General features: G+C 42.3%; 28 protein-coding genes. 19 read left to right on the top strand and 9 right to left on the bottom strand.

Annotated elements, in window-relative coordinates; genetic code table 11:
* The first annotated feature begins 87 nt into the window (after positions 1-87).
* The 6 genes from ybaK to IOC57_RS14185 all read left to right on the top strand — a co-directional run bounded on the left by ybaK (position 88) and on the right by IOC57_RS14185 (position 5,953).
* Positions 88-564, top strand: coding sequence for a Cys-tRNA(Pro) deacylase (gene ybaK / locus IOC57_RS14210; protein WP_207439337.1), 477 nt, complete (start codon positions 88-90; stop codon positions 562-564).
* 89 nt (positions 565-653) lie between these two features.
* On the top strand, positions 654-1,772 hold the full coding sequence (locus IOC57_RS14205) for a PRK06851 family protein (RefSeq protein ID WP_207439336.1): 1,119 nt from the start codon (positions 654-656) through the stop codon (positions 1,770-1,772).
* A gap of 165 nt (positions 1,773-1,937) precedes the next feature.
* Positions 1,938-2,804 (top strand): Cof-type HAD-IIB family hydrolase, encoded by an 867-nt coding sequence (locus IOC57_RS14200; protein ID WP_207439335.1) that lies wholly within the window; start codon positions 1,938-1,940, stop codon positions 2,802-2,804.
* Positions 2,805-2,831: 27 nt separating this feature from the next.
* A complete protein-coding gene (locus tag IOC57_RS14195) occupies positions 2,832-3,926 on the top strand; it encodes a PQQ-dependent sugar dehydrogenase (RefSeq protein ID WP_286184867.1) in 1,095 nt (364 codons plus the stop codon).
* A gap of 386 nt (positions 3,927-4,312) precedes the next feature.
* Entirely contained in the window at positions 4,313-4,732 is a 420-nt protein-coding gene (locus IOC57_RS14190; RefSeq protein ID WP_207439334.1) for a MarR family winged helix-turn-helix transcriptional regulator, read from the top strand.
* Positions 4,733-4,750: 18 nt separating this feature from the next.
* Positions 4,751-5,953, top strand: coding sequence for an MFS transporter (locus IOC57_RS14185; RefSeq protein ID WP_207439333.1), 1,203 nt, complete (start codon positions 4,751-4,753; stop codon positions 5,951-5,953).
* Positions 5,954-6,100: 147 nt separating this feature from the next.
* Here the strand turns inward: IOC57_RS14185 and bshB2 are convergent, their stop codons facing one another.
* The 3 genes from bshB2 to pdxK all read right to left on the bottom strand — a co-directional run bounded on the left by bshB2 (position 6,101) and on the right by pdxK (position 8,154).
* The gene (gene bshB2, locus IOC57_RS14180; RefSeq protein ID WP_207439332.1) at positions 6,101-6,766 is read right to left on the bottom strand and encodes a bacillithiol biosynthesis deacetylase BshB2; all 666 of its coding nucleotides are present in this window, start codon (positions 6,764-6,766) and stop codon (positions 6,101-6,103) included.
* A gap of 88 nt (positions 6,767-6,854) precedes the next feature.
* Entirely contained in the window at positions 6,855-7,202 is a 348-nt protein-coding gene (locus IOC57_RS14175; RefSeq protein WP_207439331.1) for a YojF family protein, read from the bottom strand.
* Positions 7,203-7,326: 124 nt separating this feature from the next.
* Positions 7,327-8,154, bottom strand: coding sequence for a pyridoxine/pyridoxal/pyridoxamine kinase (pdxK, locus tag IOC57_RS14170; protein WP_207439330.1), 828 nt, complete (start codon positions 8,152-8,154; stop codon positions 7,327-7,329).
* 189 nt (positions 8,155-8,343) lie between these two features.
* Here pdxK and IOC57_RS14165 point away from each other — a divergent pair, with 189 nt between their 5' ends.
* From IOC57_RS14165 to IOC57_RS14145, 5 genes are read left to right on the top strand one after another with little or no spacing between them, the layout of a single operon-like run.
* Positions 8,344-8,580: a hypothetical protein gene (locus tag IOC57_RS14165; protein ID WP_207439329.1), complete on the top strand. Its 237-nt coding sequence runs from the start codon at positions 8,344-8,346 to the stop codon at positions 8,578-8,580.
* The gene (gene mobA / locus IOC57_RS14160; protein ID WP_207439328.1) at positions 8,522-9,157 is read left to right on the top strand and encodes a molybdenum cofactor guanylyltransferase; all 636 of its coding nucleotides are present in this window, start codon (positions 8,522-8,524) and stop codon (positions 9,155-9,157) included. Before IOC57_RS14165 ends, mobA begins: the two co-directional genes overlap by 59 nt.
* Positions 9,147-9,611, top strand: coding sequence for a molybdenum cofactor biosynthesis protein MoaE (locus IOC57_RS14155; RefSeq protein WP_207439327.1), 465 nt, complete (start codon positions 9,147-9,149; stop codon positions 9,609-9,611). The genes mobA and IOC57_RS14155 overlap by 11 nt, the downstream gene beginning before the upstream one ends.
* A complete protein-coding gene (moaD, locus tag IOC57_RS14150) occupies positions 9,604-9,837 on the top strand; it encodes a molybdopterin converting factor subunit 1 (protein WP_207439326.1) in 234 nt (77 codons plus the stop codon). Before IOC57_RS14155 ends, moaD begins: the two co-directional genes overlap by 8 nt.
* A gap of 25 nt (positions 9,838-9,862) precedes the next feature.
* Positions 9,863-10,882 carry a MoeB/ThiF family adenylyltransferase gene (locus IOC57_RS14145; protein WP_207439325.1) on the top strand — a complete coding sequence of 340 codons (1,020 nt, stop codon included), beginning with the start codon at positions 9,863-9,865 and terminating at the stop codon, positions 10,880-10,882.
* Positions 10,883-10,956: 74 nt separating this feature from the next.
* On the opposite strand, the gene IOC57_RS14140 is transcribed toward IOC57_RS14145, so the two are convergent.
* Both IOC57_RS14140 and IOC57_RS14135 read right to left on the bottom strand, forming a co-directional pair.
* Positions 10,957-11,304: a YflT domain-containing protein gene (locus IOC57_RS14140; RefSeq protein ID WP_207439324.1), complete on the bottom strand. Its 348-nt coding sequence runs from the start codon at positions 11,302-11,304 to the stop codon at positions 10,957-10,959.
* 136 nt (positions 11,305-11,440) lie between these two features.
* Complete coding sequence (locus IOC57_RS14135; RefSeq protein ID WP_207439323.1) at positions 11,441-12,874, bottom strand: phospholipase D family protein; 1,434 nt, start codon at positions 12,872-12,874, stop codon at positions 11,441-11,443.
* A 150-nt stretch (positions 12,875-13,024) separates the two neighbouring features.
* Here IOC57_RS14135 and IOC57_RS14130 point away from each other — a divergent pair, with 150 nt between their 5' ends.
* The 3 genes from IOC57_RS14130 (at position 13,025) to IOC57_RS14120 (ending at position 14,624) form a co-directional block, all read left to right on the top strand.
* Positions 13,025-13,705 (top strand): uracil-DNA glycosylase, encoded by a 681-nt coding sequence (locus tag IOC57_RS14130; RefSeq protein ID WP_207439322.1) that lies wholly within the window; start codon positions 13,025-13,027, stop codon positions 13,703-13,705.
* A gap of 269 nt (positions 13,706-13,974) precedes the next feature.
* The gene (locus IOC57_RS14125) at positions 13,975-14,232 is read left to right on the top strand and encodes a YwdI family protein (protein ID WP_207439321.1); all 258 of its coding nucleotides are present in this window, start codon (positions 13,975-13,977) and stop codon (positions 14,230-14,232) included.
* A 23-nt stretch (positions 14,233-14,255) separates the two neighbouring features.
* Positions 14,256-14,624 carry a DUF423 domain-containing protein gene (locus IOC57_RS14120; protein WP_207439320.1) on the top strand — a complete coding sequence of 123 codons (369 nt, stop codon included), beginning with the start codon at positions 14,256-14,258 and terminating at the stop codon, positions 14,622-14,624.
* A 109-nt stretch (positions 14,625-14,733) separates the two neighbouring features.
* On the opposite strand, the gene gerQ is transcribed toward IOC57_RS14120, so the two are convergent.
* Positions 14,734-15,249 (bottom strand): spore coat protein GerQ, encoded by a 516-nt coding sequence (gerQ, locus tag IOC57_RS14115; protein ID WP_286184866.1) that lies wholly within the window; start codon positions 15,247-15,249, stop codon positions 14,734-14,736.
* Between the two features lie 413 nt (positions 15,250-15,662).
* On the bottom strand, positions 15,663-16,412 hold the full coding sequence (gene hemQ, locus IOC57_RS14110) for a hydrogen peroxide-dependent heme synthase (RefSeq protein ID WP_207439319.1): 750 nt from the start codon (positions 16,410-16,412) through the stop codon (positions 15,663-15,665).
* 257 nt (positions 16,413-16,669) lie between these two features.
* Between hemQ and pta the strand changes: the two genes are divergently transcribed.
* Positions 16,670-17,656 carry a phosphate acetyltransferase gene (gene pta / locus IOC57_RS14105; protein ID WP_207439318.1) on the top strand — a complete coding sequence of 329 codons (987 nt, stop codon included), beginning with the start codon at positions 16,670-16,672 and terminating at the stop codon, positions 17,654-17,656.
* Between the two features lie 34 nt (positions 17,657-17,690).
* On the top strand, positions 17,691-18,539 hold the full coding sequence (gene lipL / locus IOC57_RS14100) for an octanoyl-[GcvH]:protein N-octanoyltransferase (protein ID WP_207439317.1): 849 nt from the start codon (positions 17,691-17,693) through the stop codon (positions 18,537-18,539).
* 239 nt (positions 18,540-18,778) lie between these two features.
* Here lipL and IOC57_RS14095 read toward each other — a convergent pair whose 3' ends face one another.
* Complete coding sequence (locus IOC57_RS14095; protein ID WP_207439316.1) at positions 18,779-19,525, bottom strand: RsfA family transcriptional regulator; 747 nt, start codon at positions 19,523-19,525, stop codon at positions 18,779-18,781.
* Between the two features lie 284 nt (positions 19,526-19,809).
* Here IOC57_RS14095 and IOC57_RS14090 point away from each other — a divergent pair, with 284 nt between their 5' ends.
* The 3 genes from IOC57_RS14090 to IOC57_RS14080 all read left to right on the top strand — a co-directional run bounded on the left by IOC57_RS14090 (position 19,810) and on the right by IOC57_RS14080 (position 22,117).
* Entirely contained in the window at positions 19,810-20,031 is a 222-nt protein-coding gene (locus IOC57_RS14090) for a YuzB family protein (protein ID WP_207439315.1), read from the top strand.
* 236 nt (positions 20,032-20,267) lie between these two features.
* Positions 20,268-21,575: an HD domain-containing protein gene (locus IOC57_RS14085; RefSeq protein WP_207439314.1), complete on the top strand. Its 1,308-nt coding sequence runs from the start codon at positions 20,268-20,270 to the stop codon at positions 21,573-21,575.
* A 32-nt stretch (positions 21,576-21,607) separates the two neighbouring features.
* On the top strand, positions 21,608-22,117 hold the full coding sequence (locus IOC57_RS14080; protein ID WP_034315899.1) for a YwgA family protein: 510 nt from the start codon (positions 21,608-21,610) through the stop codon (positions 22,115-22,117).
* 29 nt (positions 22,118-22,146) lie between these two features.
* Here the strand turns inward: IOC57_RS14080 and IOC57_RS14075 are convergent, their stop codons facing one another.
* A complete protein-coding gene (locus tag IOC57_RS14075; RefSeq protein WP_048683562.1) occupies positions 22,147-22,332 on the bottom strand; it encodes a 2-hydroxymuconate tautomerase in 186 nt (61 codons plus the stop codon).
* Positions 22,333-22,442 lie beyond the last annotated feature (110 nt).

Genomic DNA, 22,442 nt, shown 5'->3' with positions numbered 1-22,442 from the left:
AAGCACAGATGCATAAGCACTGTGCTTTTCTTTTTGCCTGGTATTTAAAATGGTAAAATGGTAGAAAACGATAAGGGGAATTTTCTTATGGGAGCCAGTAAAACGAATGCAATGCGAATTCTAGATAACAAACGTATAGAGTATGGCATGATGAGTTATGATGCCCGCGATGGAAAGATCGACGGGATCACTGTTGCGGACAAGATTGGAAAAGCGCCAGAAACCGTTTTCAAAACGCTTGTTACCCACAACGGACCACAGCAACTTTACGTATTTGTCATTCCTGTAGCAACCGAACTGGACTTGAAAAAAGCAGCGAAGGCGGCAGGTGCCAAAAAAATTGAAATGCTTGCTGTTAAAGATCTTCAAAAATACACAGGGTACATTCGGGGAGGCTGTTCCCCTATCGGAATGAAAAGGCAATATCCGACCTTTATCGATGAAAGTGCAACAAATCTGCCTGAAATCATCGTAAGTGGAGGGAAAATCGGTACACAGATCGTTTTAAAACCGTCAGAATTCCTGGAAATCACTCAAGCGGAATCTGTAGCCCTAATAAAATAAACTGCTTACTTTTAGGTATTCACCTATTGGGTCTTTTCTTCATACGCTGTCTTGAAGATCACATCTTTATTGTGAGGGAGAGTGTGGAAGTGACAGGGAAAATGATGAATTATTTCGCTGGAGGCAATACGGCTAAAGGGTTTTATAGTTTATATGATTCCAATTTAACAGGTCTGGAAAGATTATTCATATTAAAAGGAGGACCTGGTTCCGGTAAATCGACCATTATGAAAAAAATCGGCCAAGAATGGCTAGATAAAGACTATGACATCGAGTATTTACATTGTTCATCCGATAATGATTCCATTGATGGAGTAATCATACCGGCTTTGAAAATCGGAATCGTGGATGGGACCGCGCCGCATGTGATTGAGCCGAAGGCGCCGGGGGCCATTGAGGAATATGTCAATCTAGGGGCTGCCTGGAATTCCCAACAGCTGGCTTCTGAGAGAGCGGCCATCATAAGATTGACGAATGCGAGAAGCAAGAGTTTCGAGAAGGCATATGCCCTATTCGCTGAAGCATTGAGGATACATGATGAATGGGAAGACATTTATAAGGCAAATATTGATTTCGCTAAATTGAATGGATTGACCAATAAATTGATAGAAGGCTTTTATAGAGATATCGTCCTTAATAAGAAGTCGGATGTTCGTCACCGATTCCTAGGAGCAGCTACACCAAAGGGTGCAATTGATTTCATCCCCAATATTACTGAGGGATTACAAAAACGGTACTTTTTAAAGGGGCGTCCAGGTTCAGGGAAATCAACGATGCTGAAGAAGATTGCAAAGGCTGCGGAGCAAAGAGGCTTTGATGTGGAAGTATATCATTGTGGTTTCGATCCGCATAGCTTGGATATGGTAATCGTCCGGGAGGCAGGGATTGCCATTTTTGACAGCACATCTCCGCATGAATATTTCCCGAGTTGTGGAGGGGATGAAATCATTGATATATATAAAACGGCCATCCTGCCAGGAACAGATGAAATATATGCCGATCAGTTAAAGGATGTTTCCACAAGGTACCGGACGAAAATGAATGAAGCGACAGAAAATCTGGCTAAGGCAAAAGAGCTGCATGACGAACTCGAAAAGATTTATGTAAAAGCAATGGACTTTACAGCCATCGATGACATTCAAAGGGACATCCACGAACAGATTATTGAACGGGCACAAGATGTCGATAGTAAAACGCTTTTACATTAAAAAAGCAAGCTGCACCTATCTTAATTAGGTGCAGTTTATTTATATACATAATAGGAATTTTAATGACCGAAATCGCACCAATGATATATACGGGTTTGTTAAACGTGTTTATCCATGCTCTTTCGGTTAAAATAGGGATTATATTGAAATAAAGGGGCGGTTGAATTGATAAAGACGATTGCGATTGATATGGACGGAACATTGCTAAACAAAATGCAAAAGGTCAGTGAGGAAAATAAACATGCTATCCAGAGGGCACAAAGCGAGGGGGTGGAAGTGATCATTGCTACTGGAAGATCTTATGTGGAAGCAAGGTTCGCTTTAGATGAAGCAGGTATCGATTGCCCTGTCATCAGTGTAAATGGTGCTGCCCTCTTCACGGAGGACGGAAAGATTGCCGCTTCCAATCCAATGTCAGCTGCCACTGCTAAAATGGTAGCTGGATTCCTCGAAGAACAGGGGATTTATTTCGAAATATATACGAGTCAGGGAATTTATTCTAAAGACTATGAAAACGCAATATCTGTTTTGGTGGATGTATTCGTTACAGCCAATCTAGACATTGATCCTGAGAGCATGAGGAAATATGCGGAGAAGCGATTACGACTTGGACAGGTAACTTCCATTTCCGATTACTCCGAGTTATTCAGCCGTTCGAATGAGGAATATTATAAAATTCTCAGCTTCTCAAAGGATTTAACTTTATTAAATCAAATTGCTTCGAAATTGCAAGGACAGGGAGTTACAGTCACTTCATCGGGGCGTGAAAATGTGGAAATCATGAGTGAAACAGCTCAAAAAGGAACGGCACTTGAAACATATGTGAAGGGAAAATCCGGCTCGATGCAGGAAACGATGGCTATTGGGGATAATTATAATGATGTATCCATGTTTGAACGGGTAGGTTTGTCAGTCGCGATGGGAAATGCCCCGCTCGAAATTAAAAAACTATGTGATGAAGTAACAGGAATGAATGATGAATCGGGTGTTGCGGAGGCCATTTTAAAGGTACTTAAACAGTCAGCCTATTAAACTCATGAATCGAAGGAGGAAAGACTTTTGAAAAGATCGCTCTTATTTTTCCTCATGGCTACATTGATTTTAACTGGTTGTAACAGGAATGATGACGACAGCAAAACAAAGCCGAATCCTGACGAAGAAGTGACGGGCAACTTAGGGAAAGATCTGGATGTGCTGGTTACGAACCTGCATGCCCCATGGTCGATTCAGAAGAATGGGGACATCATGTATGTGTCAGAGCGGACAGGAGCCATCGTTGAATGGGACAAGGATAAGATGACAAGGCAAAAGGTCAACCTTAAAAAGCCATTGTCAGCTAAAGCGGAAGCGGGGTTGCTTGGATTTTTGCTGGCTCCCGATTTTTCTGAGAGCGGGCAAGCTTTCGCCTATTATACCTATGAAGCAGGCGGGGATTCCATCAATCGAATCGTCATTTTAGAAAAAAATGAGGATAAATGGCAGGAGATGGAGACCTTGATCGACGGAATACCAAGCGGGGACTACCACCATGGCGGCAGGATCAAGATTGGACCGGACGATAAGCTATACGCAACAACAGGTGATGCAAGAAAGCCTGAGATCGCACAGGATATAGATTCTTTAGGCGGGAAGATTCTGCGCATGAACCTGGATGGCACCATTCCGAAAGATAATCCTTTCGGGAATTCTTACGTCTATTCATACGGTCACCGCAATCCACAAGGTCTGGCCTGGGATGATGCAGGACAATTGTATGAAAGTGAGCACGGAGATTCGGCTCACGATGAATTAAATAAAATTAATCCAGGTAAGAACTATGGCTGGCCAGAGATAGAGGGCGATGAGCAAAAACCAGATATGGTGAAGCCATTGATTCATTCCGGTGAAAATACATGGGCTCCTTCTGGCGTGGCCTATTTTGACGGAAAGCTCTATTTGGCCGCCCTACGGGGTGAAGCGCTTAAGAGTTATGATGTAAAGAGCGGAAAAATGACTAATGTCATTACGAGCCCAGGAAGGGTACGTGACGTATTTGTCGATGAAGAATTCCTTTATTTCATAAGCAATAATACGGATGGCCGAGGAAATCCTGATGAAAAAGATGATAAACTTTACCGTTTGCCACTTTCTCTGTTAAAGGGATATATGCCCTGAAGTTATCAATGAGAAGTTCGGGGGTGCGGTATTTATGTGGTTCAAAATAGTTTCGAATGAAATCATTTCGTAACGCAAAGAGCAAATAGTGGAAGCCTCGCTTATATTCGCGGAGTTTCTTTTTTTTGGCCTCAAAGTAACGACCACATAGAACATGGCATGGCCCGGATTTTCCCCATGCCATTTCGCCCAAGCTCACGAGAATTTCCTCCCCATTCAAAAGTTAAATCCCGGATCTCCTGAATAGGATATTTTTTTGTTTCGGAAGCAATGGAGAGGCTGGGGAAACAATGTGCATACGATTATTTTCGTTCAGCCGAAGGCTAGACAATTCTAATGAATAGGTGTATAGTTACCTAGGTAACTAATTTACAGGAGGAATACCTTTGTCCTTTCAAAATGGTTTTTTTCATCATAACTTACAATTTTCAAGGTCATTTACCAAAAAGTTAAATGAACAATTGGCCAAGGTTGATCTTTTTCATTCCCAATGGTCGATTGTATATTATCTGTCTCAGTTTGGCTGTTCTACGCTTGTTGAAATAAGCACTTATCTAGATGTGGAGAAACCGACGATAACCAGGACGGTAAACCGGTTGGAAGAACTTGGTTTGATTGAACAAATCCCAGGAAAAGATAAGCGGGAACGGAGAATACAGTTAACGGAGTCGGGACTAAGGACTTATCAAGAGGCCAAAAAGGTAGTTGAAGAATTTGAACTTCAATTAATGTGCGGTTTGGCTGAAGAAGATCGAGAAGCAACGTTACGAACGTTGATTTTCCTGAAGGAAAAATTAAAACAATAGTAAGGAAGAAGGATTGAAATGAATCTCAAACCGAAATTGTGGACGAAAGACTTTCTGATTGTCTCGTCTGCGAACTTTTTTTTATTTTTAACTTTTTATGTCTTGATGGTGACATTGACCATTTATACGATCGATAACTTTCATGCGTCGCAAGCACAAGCAGGACTTGCTTCAAGTATCTTTGTACTCGGGGCAGTGCTTGTCAGACCGATTGCAGGGAAAAAAATCGACAAGATCGGCCGCAGAAAGATGTTGCTTGGATCGTTGGTTCTATTCCTGATTGCATCCATTGGCTATTTCCTGGTGAATGGTTTATCCCTCTTATTGATCGATCGGCTTATTCACGGTTTTGCTTTCGGCCTTGCCACTACGGCAACTGGAACGATTGCTGCAGATATCATTCCGAATGAAAGACGCGGGGAAGGTACAGGTTACTTTGCCATGAGTACAAACCTGGCAATGGCATTCGGTCCGTTTATTGGATTGCTGATAACACAGCATTTCAGTTATTCCATCATTTTCTATGCAGCCTCTTTATTTGCCGCATTTTCTTTAGTAGCATCATTATTCATGAATGTGCCTGAAGGGGAAAAGGGAGCTTCACCACAAAAAGGGTTCAACATCAGTGATTACTTTGAAAAAAGGGCACTGCCGATTTCCATTTTCATCGGATTTGCCGGATTTACCTATTCGAGCATCTTGTCCTATTTAACGTCTTTTGCAAAGGAAATGGATTTAATGGACGCGGCGAGCTTTTTCTTTGTCGTATTTGCTGTATTCCTATTGGCGTCCCGTCCGTTTACAGGACGGATGTTTGATGTGAAGGGAGAAAATGCAGTTATTTACCCATCACTCCTCCTATTTGCCGTCGGTATGGTCATCCTCAGTCAATCCCATCATGGTATCACTCTTCTGATTGCCGGCGCCTTTATCGGAGTGGGGTATGGTACGTTCCAATCTAGCTGTCAAGCGATTTCCATTAAGGAAGCCCCATCAAATCGGATGGGATTAGCCACATCTACGTTTTTTACAATGTATGACTTCGGTATTGGTGTTGGCCCATTCCTATTGGGATTCCTTATTCCATTTACTGGGTTCAAAGGGTTATTCATAGGAATGTCGATCTTTGCATTCATACTTATTGGCATTTATTACTTGGCGCATGGAAAAAAAGCTTCGGCAAAAAAGAAAATGCAGCATGAGAAACGCTTGTCTGCCTAATTTTTTGAATATGATTGTATAATATGAAGAATCTTGGGGATGCTTATATTATGATTGATTTCCAAAGTATCCCCCTTTTCTCCGCCTGTAATCCACAGGCGTTTTTTTTATGCCATAAACAAAAAAACCGCCTTATGGGCGATTTCTTTAAAATTTATAGGTCCATAATCGTTCTTTACGGATCCAGTCTAGAAAATCTGCATCCTGATTTTCGAATTTCTCTTTCCAATCGATCACCATTGCCTGTGTTTGTGAACGGTGGGCAGTGAATGTTGCTACCTTCTTTTCTTCGACGGCAGAAATATCATGGATGATGTCAGGCTGTCCCAATTCGTCAATGCAGTTATTCGAGAAGGCGACACAATGAAGTTTAGGTCTCTCTTTCTCTTTCATTCTTTCCACGGCCCGAACCACAGCCCGTGCTGTCGCTTCATGGTCTGGATGGACACTGTAACCTGGGTAAAACGTAATGATCAATGAAGGATTCAATTCATTGATGGCATCGGTAAATAAGGAAGTCAGCTTTTCATCATCTTCGAATTCAATTGTCTTATCACGCAATCCAAGCATGCGTAAATCTTGGATGCCGATCGCATTTGCTGCATCGATTAATTCCTTTTTACGAATTTTGGGTAGCGATTCCCTTGTCGCAAATGGAGGGTTTCCTAAATTACGTCCCATTTCTCCTAAAGTTAAGCATAAATAGGTGACAGGAGTGCCGGCTTCTCTATGAAGGGCAAGCGTTCCGGAGACCGAGAAGGCTTCATCATCGGGATGTGGGAATATGACTAAGACATGGCGTTCTTTTTCCAAGGTTTATCTCTCCTTCCGTTCTACTTACAGTGAGTATGGTTATCGGTGAATGGGAGTTTTCATCGGAAATATATCAAGCAAGTTGTCATCATTCAAAGGGAGTAGGACTGAGCTGCATGGAGACGGCAAGCTTTCCGGAAAAATCAAGGCCTGCCAATAGCAATCTCCCATGTTCATCCATTTCAAAGTGGTTAACGCCTTCTGCATATACCCAGCCAATATTGAGCTTCAAGCCGATGCGGTAGGGTCCATCGCCAACTATCTTCCCATGTTCATACTTTATAAAAGCATTCCGGATATAAGCACCTGCCGAAAAGAAAGCTTCATCTACATGAGTGGCATAGGCACCATTTGTCGTTTCAAGGTGAAGATATACATCTTGTCCGGCGAAAGAATCAATGGCATTTTGCACCTCTGTACGGTCTATAGGTTTCATTCTATAATTTCCTCCTTAACTGGGCGGCTAGATAAGCTTTTCCTTCTTTCTATTTTACTAAATATAAACAAAAAAAGCGAAAAAGGCCGCTCGATGAATTTGAGCGGCCTTTAAACTTGATGTTTTATTTTTGTGTTTTTTCAGCAATTCCATATTTATGGTATGCACCATGATTGACAGGTCCAACATAGTCATTCATCTTCCAAGAGTGGCGAACCGCCTCAGTAATGAAGTCTTTAGAAATGAGGATAGCCTCTCGCGGGCTTTTCCCTTCAGCCAATTGAGCTGCTATCGCCGCAGAAGATGAACAGCCGGCACCGTGAGTATTTGTCGTTTCGATTTTCTCTGATTCAAGGATTTCAAATTCTTTTCCATCATATAAAAGATCGATGGCTTTATCATGATCCAGTTTATTACCGCCTTTGATCAAGACGTATTTTGCACCTAGTGCGTGAATCTTTTCAGCTGCAGCCCTCATGTCATCAATCGTCTTGATAGGAGCAGTTCCCGCTAACTGAGCGGCCTCGAACAGGTTCGGAGTGACTACAGTTGCGCGTGGAACAAGCAGGTCGCGCAGAGCTACAGCCGTTTCAGGGTGCAATACTTCATCTTCACCTTTACATACCATAACTGGATCGATAACGACTTTGTCCAGTTTCAACTCGTCTATTTTACGGGCAACAAGTTCAATGATTTCCACAGATCCAAGCATTCCCGTTTTCATGGCATCAATGCCGATTGACAGGATCGTTTCGATTTGGGCTTCCAAAACTTCGACCGGTGTAGGGAATACATTATGGGACCAGCCATTCTTCGGATCCATTGTCACGATTGTCGTTAAAGCGGACATACCGTAAACGCCGAATTCTTGGAATGTCTTTAAATCTGCTTGTAGACCCGCGCCGCCGCTCGAATCCGATCCGGCAACTGTCATAGCTCTTTTCATAGTCATTATGTGACCTCCTCAGGAGAATTAGATATCGATATTATCAGCATACTAGGTAATATCCTATTTTTAGAATATACCAAAATTTCTTTTATGTAAAACTTGTTTTCACCCAAATATGAGTGCCTTAGAGTAGGTAATAGGATGGCCCCGCATAAGTCATTTTTCGGACCTGGAATTCAGGAAATAGGGTGGATGGATGGCTTGTTCTTTAGCTTTGTATCCCATTTTCCACCTTTTGATATACAAAGCAAAGTTTGTGAAAGTGTCATTCTTTTCAAAGTTGATTTAAAATACTTAAATATAGGGGACACATTTAGTATAGCTTTACCGTTTGCTGCTGGATTAAACCAAAAATGGGAGGGTGATTCTTATGGAATGGACAATGCTGCTTTTAGCTGGTGGGAAATCAAGCCGGATGGGAGCCAATAAGGCCCTCTTGACCATAGGTGGCGTTGTGAACATTTCAAGAGTGGCATCCGAATTGAAAAAGGTGTCAGAAAACATTATGGTCATTACGAATACAATTGAAGAATATCATTTTCTGCAACTTCCGCTAATTCCGGATTTACATAAGGATCAAGGCCCTCTTGGCGGATTGCATGCAGGGTTGACCTCATCGGAAACGGACCTTCATTTCCTTGTAGCCTGTGATATGCCGTTTGCGAGTGCAGATGCCATAAAGGATATCATTTCCCATTATGAACCTGAATTCGATGCTGTCATTCCAGAAATAAATGGCAGGCTCCAGCCGCTTTTTGCTGTTTACCATAAAAATTGTCTTCCTGTACTGACGGAGTGCTTATTAAAGCAAGAATTAAAAATGAGTCTATTTTTAGAAAAGATTTCGGTGAAAATCATGAAAGAAACCGAATTTAAGTTATACCGCGAGAATCCTGAACATTTTCAATACCTTTTTTTCAATATGAATACAAGGGAAGATTATCAAGAGGCAGGTTATATTGATCAAACTGAATTATATATAAAGGATGGTAGACATGAATTATAATATTTCGAAAGAGCCCATTGTGATCCAGGAAGTGATTGATAAAGTAGTCAATCGAAATGCAGGTGCCGTCACGACCTTCATTGGTACAGTGAGGGAAATGACGAAAGGAAAAAAGACTCTCTTCCTAATTTACGAAGCGTATGAACCGATGGCTATCAAAAAATTGGAGCAAATCGGATCTGAGATCAAGGATCGGTGGCTTGATGCAGAAACGGCGATCACCCATCGTGTAGGTAAACTTGAAATCACGGATATCGCAGTGGTCATTGCCGTTAGTACGCCACATCGAAATGATGCATATGAGGCAAATAGGTATGCGATTGAAAGAATTAAAGAAATCGTCCCGATCTGGAAAAAAGAACACTGGGAAGATGGGGAGACTTGGGTCGGAAACCAGTTGGAAACCGTTCCATATCCAACGGGTGGACCGGAAGAGGGGGATATGGATGATTAATGTACTTTTATTTGCCCAATTGAAAGATGAGCTAGGCAAAGAGACTCTATCTATAGAAGGAAATGGAATGAGTGTAGCCCAGCTAAAAGGAAAAATGAAGGCGGATTTTCAATTGGAAGGTCTTGAAACCGTGATGACAGCGGTCAACGAAGAATTTGCCGATAATGACACAATTCTCTCTGATGGAGATACAGTTGCTTTCATTCCACCAGTCAGTGGAGGCTAAAGCGTTCGGAAGGGGAGGGATCACGGTGCAAGAGCGATTTTCCAGGCAGACTTTATTCGCCCCCATTGGTGAAGGGGGCCAATTGAAAATTATGAAGAAGCATGTCTTGCTTCTTGGGGCAGGGGCTTTGGGATCTGCTAATGCCGAAGCCCTTACTCGTGCAGGAGTGGGGAAGCTTACCATTGTCGACAGGGACTATGTCGAGACCAGTAATTTACAGCGCCAACAAATGTATACGGAACGGGATGTCGATGAGAAACTGCCAAAAGCAGAAGCGGCAAAGCGTCATTTATTCGATATCAATCATGAAGTTGAAGTGAATGCCATTATCATGGACGCTACAGCCCAGAATCTCGAAAATCTGCTTGATGATGTTGATTTGATATTGGATGCAACCGATAATTTTGAAACACGGATGATTATTAATGATTTATCACAAAAGCTTCATATACCGTGGATTTATGGGGCATGTGTAGGGAGTGTGGGCATGACTTTGACGATCCTTCCCGGACAGACTCCATGTTTGCACTGTTTGCTTAAAGCAATCCCCATTCAAGGAATGACCTGTGACACAGGAGGAATCATATCACCGGCTGTAACGATGGTGGTGGCACACCAAACTGCCGAAGCATTGAAAATCCTTGTTGAAGATTGGGAATCGGTACGGCCTGCACTGGTCACTTTTGATCTGTGGAGAAATCAATATCAAACCGTTAAATTAACAAAAGCGAAAAAGAAAGAGTGTCTCTCATGCGGAGAGCAGAGGACATATCCCTTTTTAACAATGGAAAATGCAACGAAAACGGCTGTTCTTTGCGGGAGGGATACTGTACAGGTAAGACCGCCAAAACCTTTGGGACTGCAACTCGATAAATTAGCCAAAGATCTGATCGGCAGCGGTTATTCAGTGAAATTCAATCCATTTCTTCTCTCTTGTGAAAAAGCTGGGGAGCGTATAGTCATTTTCAAGGATGGCCGGGCATTGATTCACGGTACGAAGGACATGGTCCATGCAAAGGCCACATACCAAAGAATCCTTGGATAATGAATATAAAAAACGAGGCTGCCGGTTAAGGAGCCTCGTTTTTTATATTCATATAGGGTAATGGCTATCGGGAATTAGTGTGTAACCCCGTCTTTATTATCTTGTTTGGAAGCCACGATGACTACTTTTCCTTCGTCAAGCACTTCCTCGTAACGTTCTGCCTCCATATCACTAAGGCCAAGGTTGCTCATTCGGTTACGAAGTTCATCTCCGCGTGATTTAAAGAGATTTCCGACGGTATCAAGGAACCCTTGTTCCTTCATGCCTATATCTTCTGTATTTGTATTCTCGCTAAGATGCTTTGAGCGTGTTTTATCATGGGCAAACAAATATACATCGTCTTTCGTATAACCTGATGTAACTAATTCATCGATTTTTTCCTTTGCTTGTAAACCGTTTTCTACTACATGTACTTGATACATATAAACTCCTCCTTGAATTTCAGTAAGATTCCCTTGAATATAGGTAAATGGAATCTTGCTTATTACTGTTGATGATTGGCTATAGTAGTATATATCCTAATTTGGGCACTGATAAACATTTATATAGACGGGAATTTTAGTAAGTGGTGAAGCGGAACACCTTCTGGATGCGGTAGGTCAAGTATTTAAAGACAGGCAGTTTCTTCTGATATTCACTGTAATCCACCGTGTATGCTCCATTTTGATTTGTCCAGAGTCTTTGGAAATAGCTATCGACATCCTTGGAAACACCCGCATCATTTGGAGCATGGATTTCAACATTCGCTTCAAGATTATAGTCATCTAGATTGCGTGAGGTATAATTAGCCGATCCTCCAAGGATAACTGTCTCATTAGTCTTCTGGATCATCATCAACTTCGTATGGAACTGTTCTTTATCCGTTTTGTACCAGCGGATCGAGATGTTTTCATCCCCCAGTTTTTCGAATTCGGCGGCAACCGGAAGATTGGGAAGCCCGATTTTCTCACTTCCGAAAGCGTTTTGATTCGGATCCAATATCATTTGAATCTTCACACCCCGTTTAGCTGCATCGGTTAATGCTTCGACAGCCTCGCGATCGGCAATGTAGAACATGGCAAGATGGATGTTGTCTCCCTTTTTTGCATCCTTAATTGCCTTAAGGACATGTTTATTGATTTTTCCTTCTGTTAGCAGTTGTACCGATATCGGTCCTTTATCTGCTGAAGTCCCTTTGAACTCAGGAAATGACTTTGGTCCTCCCGAGAATTTCGAAGCGGCTTCTTCAGCTTTAATAAAATCGCCGATGATATTCCCATCCATCTGGAACGCAATATTGGAATGGAATCCACTTGCGTCATGAGGATTGGCAGATGAGATAATGGCCGTTTTTTCAGTAGCGACCACTTTTCTGTGATTGGCTTTGATATTCATCAGTCTAAGATAAGAACGCAAGGTGACCTTTGGTGCGCTTTTAGCCATTGGATTCACGATCCAGCCTTTTCCGCTTTCACCGAACCATTGGAAAAAGGTCCGATACACACCTGAATAGAGAGGGTTCGGATCCCGGAGGCGGTCTAAGTTGGTAACAATGACTTCAATTCCATTTTTCCTCATCGTTTCCAATGCCTCTAACTGGTAGGCATTATAGGAAGTATTCACTTCATCAGTAATGAATATAATCTGGAGGTCAGGTTTCCTTTTTTTCTGTTCAACCAGATTATCCTTCAGAGTCTCGGTTAACTTCGGGAAGTTTATCTTTTCGTCATAAAAAGCATTAAACAAAAACATATCGATTACGATATAAGAGTCAGCCTCTTCTATGGCTTGATTTATCGTTTGGAAAATTCGCTGCTCATGCTGCAGGTTCCCTTGTTCATCGTGATAGGAAAGGTCATAGATGAAATCGACATCCTCGACATGATGAATCTTCCCTTCATAGGAAACACCATCGGGGAGAGGCTTGTAGCTGTTATAGACGATTACGATTGCAAGGACAATCAAAATGCTGACAAGCAGATAAAATCGTTTTCTTTTGTACCATTTTTCCATAGGGAATCCTCCAACATGGTTAAATTGCTTGCTGACTATCTATTTTCCCACTTTTGGGGTATATAGAAACATAAATCATAATCTATGGAAAAGGCAAGGCGATTAAGTTTGATATAATATAGTTTCAAAAATGGAAAGGGGCTGTGGCACATGGCAAAGCAGTTATTAACAAATGATTGGTGGCCTCTATTGAAAGAGGAGTTCAAAAAAGAATATTACCAGGAGCTACGGGAATTTATAAAGCAAGAGTACAGTCAGCAAGTCATTCATCCGGATCAGGACGATATTTTCAATGCGCTTCACTATACTCCTTATGAAGACGTAAAGGTTGTCATCCTTGGACAGGACCCTTACCATGGCCAGGGTCAAGCGCATGGCCTTAGTTTTTCAGTTAATCCGGGGGTTCGCATCCCACCTTCTTTAAGAAATATCTTTAAAGAGTTACACAACGATCTAGGCTATGAGGTTCCTGATAATGGTTACTTAGCCGAATGGGCAAAACAGGGAGTGCTTCTATTGAATACCGTCTTGACTGTACGTGAGGGAGAGGCACACTCACACCGTGGAAAAGGATGGGAAATCTTTACGAATCAAGTTATTCGCCTATTGAATGACCGTACGAAACCGGTTGTATTCATCCTGTGGGGGAAACCTGCCCAAACCAAAATCCCTTTGATTGATGAAACCCGACATAAAGTCATTAAGTCTGTACATCCGAGTCCGCTGTCGGCTTCCCGTGGTTTCTTTGGCACCAAACCTTTTTCCAAAACAAATCGTTTGCTGATGGAAATGGGGGAATCCCCAATTGATTGGAAAATCCCGAACCGATGATATGGGCAAGATAACGCAACGGGTGAATTGTATGGGGTGCCGTCATTTCTATATAACTTGGGATCCCAGTTTTCCAAAGGGCTGCCGTGCTTTTCAATTCAAAACATCAAACCAGCCTTCTCTTGATGTCTTTCATTCTTCAGGACAGCCATGCTTGAAATTTCAAGCCAAGCCAATGAAAAGGTAGGAGATTGCAAGGTGTTTTCTTCTCTGATTTTTGCTATGCTAGTAATGATAGTTTTGACCTGTATATAGGCGAGGTGGTAAAGTTGGATATTTCATCAAGACAAATGTTAGATAAAATCGAGGAGCTTGTTTTGAAAGCGAAACAGGCAAATGCAGAGGATAAGGTGCAGGGGTATATAATTGCCATTAAATCCCTTTGTGAAGTGATGGTGGATGAAAAAGCTGCTAACATCAGCATACCGAAGCCAATCACATTGACCCAGCCCGTTATGTCGGCTACACCGAAGGTAGAACCGGTTAAAATGGATGAGGCCAATGGGGAGTCCTTGTTCGATTTTTAAATGAGGGAAGGGGAGCGAAATAATTGAAACTGTTCATCATTTTTGGTGCATTGAATGGGTTTATTGCTGTGGCACTTGGTGCATTCGGCGCACACGGACTGGAAGGGAAAATTCCTGATAAATATTTAGAAACCTGGCAAACGGCTGTTCAATACCAAATGTTCCATGCGGTGGGTTTATTGGTTCTCGGCCTATTGGCTGGGAAAATTTCAAGTCCGCTGATCAACTGGTCCGGCTGGCTTATGCTAATAGGAATTATCCTGTTTTCCGGAAGTCTATTCGTCCTAAGCGTTACGCAAATCAAAGTCCTGGGAGCCATCACACCGCTTGGCGGAGTATCTTTCTTGGTTGCTTGGGTCTTGATGATCATTGCTGCATATAAATACTTGTAATGAAGGTAGCTGATCTCTTGGGTCAGCTTTTTTTGGAAAAAAGTCATCCCAATATAAGAAGAGCCTCAAAATCAAATAGATTCTGAGGCTCTTCTTAATTGGATTTTCTTCACCTTGGCGAATAGGTGGCAAGCCCGGCGCCTCCATATGGATAGTCATATTCGATTTCTTCATCAAACGTTATATAATCTAAGTATACCATCGGGATTAAGTATCGTTTCCCCGTTTGAGGGTCGCTTATGATTAAATGATCGCGTCCTGCTGCCTCGATGAGCCCTTTGAAGATTTTGGCATTCCATTCCTTATTGTTTTCAAATGTGGTATAAACAGTGGCTAACTTCCCTTTATTCAAACGCAATATGTTCTCGATATACGACGCTTCGACCGGAAGCATGCCAGGTATCTGTGGTCCGGAAGTGGCTGGATTCATCTGCATCGGCACTTGTTGTGGCGTGCCCGCCATAGTGGGCTGTTGTGGCTGGTATGATGGTTGTTGGTATCCTTGCTGCTGGTAACCTTGTTGCTGGTTAGGATTCTGCTGGCGCAGGTCAGCCTCATTATTCTCATAGGGGTAATAAGGGCTTCCTCCGTAAGGGTAATTACCATAAGGGTTATTTTGTGACATTGCATTCCCTCCTGAATTCAAGGTTTATTTGTTACTGTGGAATTTGGACAATCCGAGAGTATGGACTGGGAGAAGCAGTGCGATTTATAGCGACCGGTAGTATTGTATATGTTTTCTGGACAATCCCCGGGTGGCTTAAAAAACCACAATGAATAGTAAGTGAAACATAACGGCTGCCGTTCATGATATAAGTCCGATCCTCTTGCCGGCTAATGGGTAGAAGTAACGTTCCTTCACCTCGCTGGAGTCAGGAATTATCTTGATCAATTTTCCTGAAGCTGAATGGGACTGTGAAAAAATAAATTCATCACTATTGAAAATGTATGGGAAGTGGATTGGATTTATTCCACAGACGGGGAAAAATAAAAAAGAGGGACGCAAAAAAAGCTTCCGGAAACCGGAAGCTCATCGTCTTATACGTATAAGAAAGAAGGAACGTTTTCTTCGGGCAGGATATTTCCTACAAAGAAAGAACCAAATGCAGCGTAACGTGCACTCACTTCATCAAAACGCATTTCATAGATTAATTTTTTAAATTGAAGGACATCGTCTGCGAATAGAGTAACACCCCATTCATAATCGTCAAAACCGACGGAACCGGAAATGATTTGTTTTACTTTACCGGCATAACTGCGGCCAATCAAACCGTGGGAGCGCATTAAGCCTTTGCGCTCTTCCATGGAAAGCATATACCAGTTATCATCGCCATCACGACGCTTGTCCATTGGATAGAAACAGACATGTTTCGCTTTTGGAAGTATCGGATAAAGTCTGGAACGAACGTGAGGATTCTGGTAAGGGTCCTCACCATCTCCACCAGCTAAGTAATTGCTTAATTCCACGACGGAAACGTATGAATAAGCTGGAATTGTATATTCGGCAAGCTTCGTTTTGTTGAATTCGTTTTCAATTGCATTCAATTCTTCCATGGTTGGGCGGGCAAACATAAGCATGAAGTCCGCTTTCTGACCAACGATGGAATATAGGGCATGGCTGCCTTCATTGTCGCTTTGTTTCATATTCCATTTATCCAGTAAACCTTGGAATTCTGAGATGGCCAATTGGCGTTCGTCACTTGATAACGTTTTCCAAGAAGCCCAGTCGATCAGACGGAAATCATGTAAACAATACCAGCCGTCCAGTGTTTGTGCTGCTTCACTCATTACGATCACTCCTAAGTCTTATTATAACTTTAATATAACATAGTTTCAGTATAAGGAAATTTATATCAACCCGCAAACACCATCACTGTTTTTCAATGTTTCTGCAAATTTCAAATTTGCGGGTTGGCAGGCAACCCAAGTGGCTGGAATTTACCTGGCTGCTAGAGTATTCTTAAAAGAAGACGACAATGGATTAGCACCGGATGGTTAAACATGGAAAAAACGGGGGAAACGTATCTAAAAAGGAGGAAGAGCCAGTGGGTGATTTATTTGAAATATTGGAATCAAAAGTTATGGGGCATAATTTAAAGATCGTTTTTCCAGAAGGGTTGGATGAACGGATTTTGGGAGCAGCGGGCAGGCTTGCCAAAGCTAAACTAATGACACCGGTATTGATCGGGGATATCGGGTTGATTCAAGAGAAGGCAAAAGATTTGAAAATCTCCCTTGAGGCAATCGAAATATATGATCCGAACAATTATATCATGATGGATGAAATGGTTGAGGCGTTCGTGAAGGTCCGTGATGGTAAAGCGACAGATGAACAAGCTCGTGAAATATTATTGGATGAGAACTATTTTGGAACCATGCTCGTCCATATGAAACTGGCACATGGAATGGTGAGTGGCGCTACGCATTCGACTGCCGATACGGTTCGTCCAGCCCTAAGGATCATCAAGACAAAGCCAGGCGTCCAAAAAACATCGGGAGTATTCATCATGGTCCGTGATGAAGAAAAATATGTGTTCGCGGATTGTGCGATCAATATAAACCCCAATTCCCAGGACCTGGCTGAAATTGCTATAGAAAGTGCGAAGACTGCACTAATGTTCGATATCGAACCGCGTGTGGCGTTGTTGAGCTTTTCGACGAAGGGATCGGCAACATCCCCCGAGACCTTAAAAGTGGTTGAGGCTGTTGATTTGGCAAAAGAAATGGACCCTGAAATCATTCTTGATGGGGAATTTCAGTTTGACGCGGCTTTCGTTCCTTCGGTAGCAAGAAAAAAAGCACCGGATTCCCTTATTCAGGGGGATGCGAATGTTTTTATTTTTCCAAGTCTCGAAGCAGGGAACATTAGCTATAAGATGGTACAGCGCTTGGGTGGCTTCGAAGCGGTTGGTCCGATCCTTCAGGGGCTGAATCGTCCGGTGAATGACCTTTCGAGGGGCTGCAGTGAAGAGGATGTATATAAACTGGCTGTCATTACAGCGGCACAGGGGTTTGTGGCGCAGTATCAATAGGCAGCTTGAGGATTAAATGTAGAGGGAGATTCGTATGGGTGAGACAGATTCATTATTAATGCAGCAAGAGTGGAGGATTATTGATCAATCTTCCGTTGGACCTCAGTTTCCTGCTCTGGAGTCCTTTGCGATGGATGATACATTTTGCGCTTCCGTTGGGTCAGGTAAATCAGCGGCAGTAGCCAGGGCGTGGGTACATCATCGAACCATCGTCATGGGTATACAGGATACGAAGTTGCCTTTTCTTAAAAAGGGTTTGGAACATTTAGAAGAACATGATTTCCAGGCCATCGTCAGGAATTCCGGAGGGCTGGCGGTCGTGCTGGATGAGGGGGTCCTGAATTTTTCGCTCATTTTTCCTGAAAATGAGCAGAAAATTGAAATCAATCGTGGTTATGATGCGATGTGGGAGCTTGTCCAATTGATGTTTTCCGATTTCCCAGTCACGATGGAGGCAAGGGAAATCGTCGGTTCCTATTGTCCTGGTAGTTATGATTTAAGTATAAAGGGGCAAAAGTTCGCTGGAATATCCCAACGTAGGATCCGTAATGGCGTAGCGGTGCAAATCTATTTGTGTGTCAATGGAAGCGGGGCTGAACGAGCCAATCTCGTGAAGGGTTTTTATGAGGCAGCTAAAGGAAATGCAGAAACCAAATTCGCTTATCCTGATATCGTCCCTTCGGTAATGGCATCCCTAACGGAATTGTTGGGCGTGCAATTGAGTGTTCAGGACGTTATGCTCAGATTCCTACATGTATTGAAGGAACATAGCGGAAGGATATTCTCTGACACTCTTTCCGGTCAGGAATGGCCGATGTATGAGGCATACTTGACAAGAGTGGTGGAACGCAATGATAAAGTATTCAATGTACTAAAGGATTGATAGGAAAGAAGAAGCCGCTCCAGTAATTCAGGAACGGCTTCTTCCATTTAATACGACTTTAGCATTCACTGAAACTGTAAAAGGCCTGCATGATAGACAGCGACGCCCTGGGAGATATTCTTCCATCTTTCTTGAAACAATGAAAAAAAGAGCCAAGTTGGCTCCCTTTTCGGATAAACATGGGTGAAACGGCCTTTGGCATGTGGTTGATCTATATAACTGAACCCCACATTATCTTATTACTCGGCCATTTTTTCCAAATTGCCATTCCGGTCCATCTTGAACTTAGTTGCCGGGCGTTCTTCTTCCTCTAACAAGACCAGCTTTCTTGCTCGATTCATGATATTCATCAAAGTCTCATAATCTTCCTGCATCAAGCCGCTGTTTTGTTCTAGGTGGCTGATTTTATTCTCCAATTCTTCGTTTCGCTTTTTCAGCCCTTTAATTTCAAGCTTCAATCTTTCATTTTCGGTTCTCAATACTTCGGCTTGAAGAATGCGGCCGTTCATAGATTCCAAATAGGCGATGACGGTATCAAGGCTCATGGCTGTTTCCAAAGTTACGGATGTGTGCTGTGTCTTAGGTGCGAGGGCTTCAGTCACAACGAATTCCTCTGCTGCTTCATAATTGGTAGTGTCGACTTCGGATTTCAACTCTAGTTCCTCTTCTTGTACATGGGGGACCATTAAGTCGGAAATCGTTGGGGACGGCGGTGTATAAAGTAGCCGTTTTTTCCCTCCTTGATCTTTTCCAAGGATCCTTTGCCGCTGCTTACGCTGCTTCTTGGCAAGGGAAAGCGCTTTGTCATAATTATGGCGGACAACCGCATTCCAGCGAAACCCGCATGCCGCAGAGGTGCGATTCAACTTATCTCCTACCTCTTCAAAAGCATTAAGCTGAGTGCTGCCTTCCCGCACATGGCGCAATACCGTTTCTGCCAAAAGCAAATCATCTTCTTCTGTCCAGGCATCTTGACGAACCTTCATTTCTACATACTCCCTTTCTGGTAACTTTTAAAATAAATAACTATATAAAATATTGTGTGGCAGTGATTTATGGAGTGTTCTACTAGCATTTTGGACAAAATCTGGATTTTTTATACAAAAAGGTTAAAAGGATACTAGTTTTTTGGCTGATTATATCCTTTTCCAGCGGCTGCCCTTTCTTTATCACATCATTCAGCCCTCTTGATATTCATAATTAGAAACGGTAAAATACCATTTAGTCATAATGAAAAATAGTTTGTCATGGAAAGGATGGTGACCGGAGGATGTCCAATGAATTCAGAGTGTGCGATGATTGCTTGGCGGTAAACATTAGAACATTGATCCCGCGTCTTGAAAAGCTTGATCCCGACGCGATAATTGAAGTGGGCTGTCAATCCTATTGCGGTCCTGGCAGAAAGAAGTCTTTTGCCTTTGTCAATAACCGTCCAGTTGCTGCACCGACAGAAGACGAGTTACTAGATAAAATCAATAAAAAACTAAAGTAGGATCCATTAGATATAGTTAGAGTGGATTGTTCGCTTTTGATAAATGGAACAAGTAATCATCACCCAGATTCAACACACTGCGGTGATTTTTTATTTCCTTATTTTCGAGATGAAATCGGACGGGAACTTCCGTTTTCTTACAAAATGACCTCTCTTACTAGCAAGGTGGGTGTTAGGGTTTTTTGTCAAAACGCGCTATAATGAGTGCATCGAGATTATGAAAAAGAGGGTAGTTCATGGAATATTCCGGCGAAAAATTACAAGAAGAAAAAGTATTCAAGGACCCGGTGCACAGATATATACATGTTCGTGACCGGGTTATATGGGATTTAATAGGGACGAAGGAATTCCAGCGTCTTCGAAGGATCAAACAGCTGGGAACGACTTATTTAACCTTTCATGGTGCGGAACATAGTCGGCTTAGTCATTCGCTAGGAGTATATGAGATTGTCCGGAGAATCGTGGATGATGTTTTCGAGGGCAGACCGGAATGGAAACCTGAGGAACGGTTACTATCCTTGTGTGCAGCCCTTCTGCACGATTTGGGTCATGGTCCTTTCTCTCATTCTTTTGAAAAAGTGTTTGACCTGGATCATGAGCAATTCACGCAGCAGATAATCGTCGGCGATACGGAAGTGAATAAGATCCTCCTTAGGGTCGGGCGTGATTTTCCTAAGAAAGTGGCAGAAGTCATTGCTAAAACCTATAAAGGTAAATTAGTAGTCAGCCTGATTTCAAGCCAGATCGATGCAGATAGAATGGACTATTTACAGCGTGATGCTTACTTCACCGGCGTGAGTTATGGACATTTCGATATGGAAAGGCTTTTGCGTGTAATGAGGCCAAGGGAGGAACATGCCGTCATAAAGCAAAGCGGGATGCATGCGGTTGAGGATTATATCATGAGCCGCTACCAAATGTATTGGCAGGTTTATTTCCACCCAGTTACAAGAAGTGTGGAGGTCATACTTACCAAGATTCTACATAGAGCCAAACATTTATATGAATCCGGTTATGAGTTTGCTCAAGAACCGCACCATTTTTATTCATTGTTCAAGGGAGAAGTGACTTTAACGGACTATTTGAAAATGGATGAATCGGTGATGCTCTATTATTTCGAAGCATGGGAAGAGGAAAACGATGCGATTTTAAAAGATTTATGCACTCGCTTCGTTAACCGTAAACTATTTAAATATGTGGAATTCCATCCATCGAACAGTCAAATGAACAGATTGATGGAATTAAGGACGCTATTCAAGAAGGCAGGCATCGATCCGGATTATTATCTTGTCGTCGATTCTTCATCAGATTTGCCGTATGATTTTTACCGGCCAGGTGAGGAAGAGGAGAGACTGCCGATTCACTTGCTGAAAAATAATGGCGAAATTCGTGAATTATCACGTGAATCCGAAATTGTCGATGCAATTTCCGGGAAAAGAAGAACGGATCATAAGCTGTATTATCCAGCGGATTTATTGCGTGATGAATCTACGAAGAAAAATATAAAAAAACAGATTCGTAAGCTTTTGGAGCTATCGGATTAAAGTGGTACATTTTTGGTGAGGAGTGACGAGCCTTGTTTAAGGATCATGCAAACATTATCAATGCAATTTCTACTGCCGGTGAAATCTCGGGTCGGAAAAAATTACAAAAAATCGTTTATATTGCAAAGAAGCTGTCCTTTCCCTTTCATGAAAAGTTTCAGTTTCACTTTTATGGACCTTATTCGGAGGAGTTGACCTTACGGATTGAAGAGCTCTGCGAAATGGGTTATTTGAATGAAGTAAGGGAAAAAAAAGCAGGTTATTATCAATATTGTTATTCGATAACGGATGCGGGCCAGGATTTCCTATCCATACAGGAAGTGGAGATGCCGGCACTTGAGGCATGCTTACAGGATATGAACGAACAGAATGCCAGGTTTTTGGAGCTGGTTTCAACGGTATTATACTTCGACACGCTTGAAAAAGAGGAAGTCACCGAGAAAATTTTCACGCTGAAAAGCAAACAAAAATATACGCTTGAAGAAATTGATGAGGCATATGAATATATTGAGCAGCTAAAAACAAAAGCTAAGCCGAATTGATGGCTTAGCTTTTCCCCATTATGTAAATCTTATAAATCGCTTTTACGGACACCGGCTACTGCTAAATGATTTTTTGACATTTCTTCAATGAAAATCGTCACGGCTTCAGCTGGCGCTCCAGTTGTTTCCGTAACGGCTGCAGTCACCTTTTCGACTAAAGCCCTTTTTTGTTCGTCTGTACGGCCTTCAAGCATTTTGACTGTTACATATGGCATCTCTTTTCCCCCCCCTTCCTCTCTTATCTTGTAGTGTTTCACAATGGAAAAAGAATTGCAAGACACGGAAGTCAGAGTTTTTTCACTTCTTGAACTTTTGATGTATACTA

Source organism: Bacillus sp. SD075, from assembly GCF_017355165.1.
Taxonomy (GTDB): Bacteria; Bacillota; Bacilli; order Bacillales; family DSM-1321; genus Peribacillus.
The sequence above is the reverse complement of the archived record's forward strand: the minus strand, read 5'-3'. Positions and strand labels throughout refer to the sequence as shown.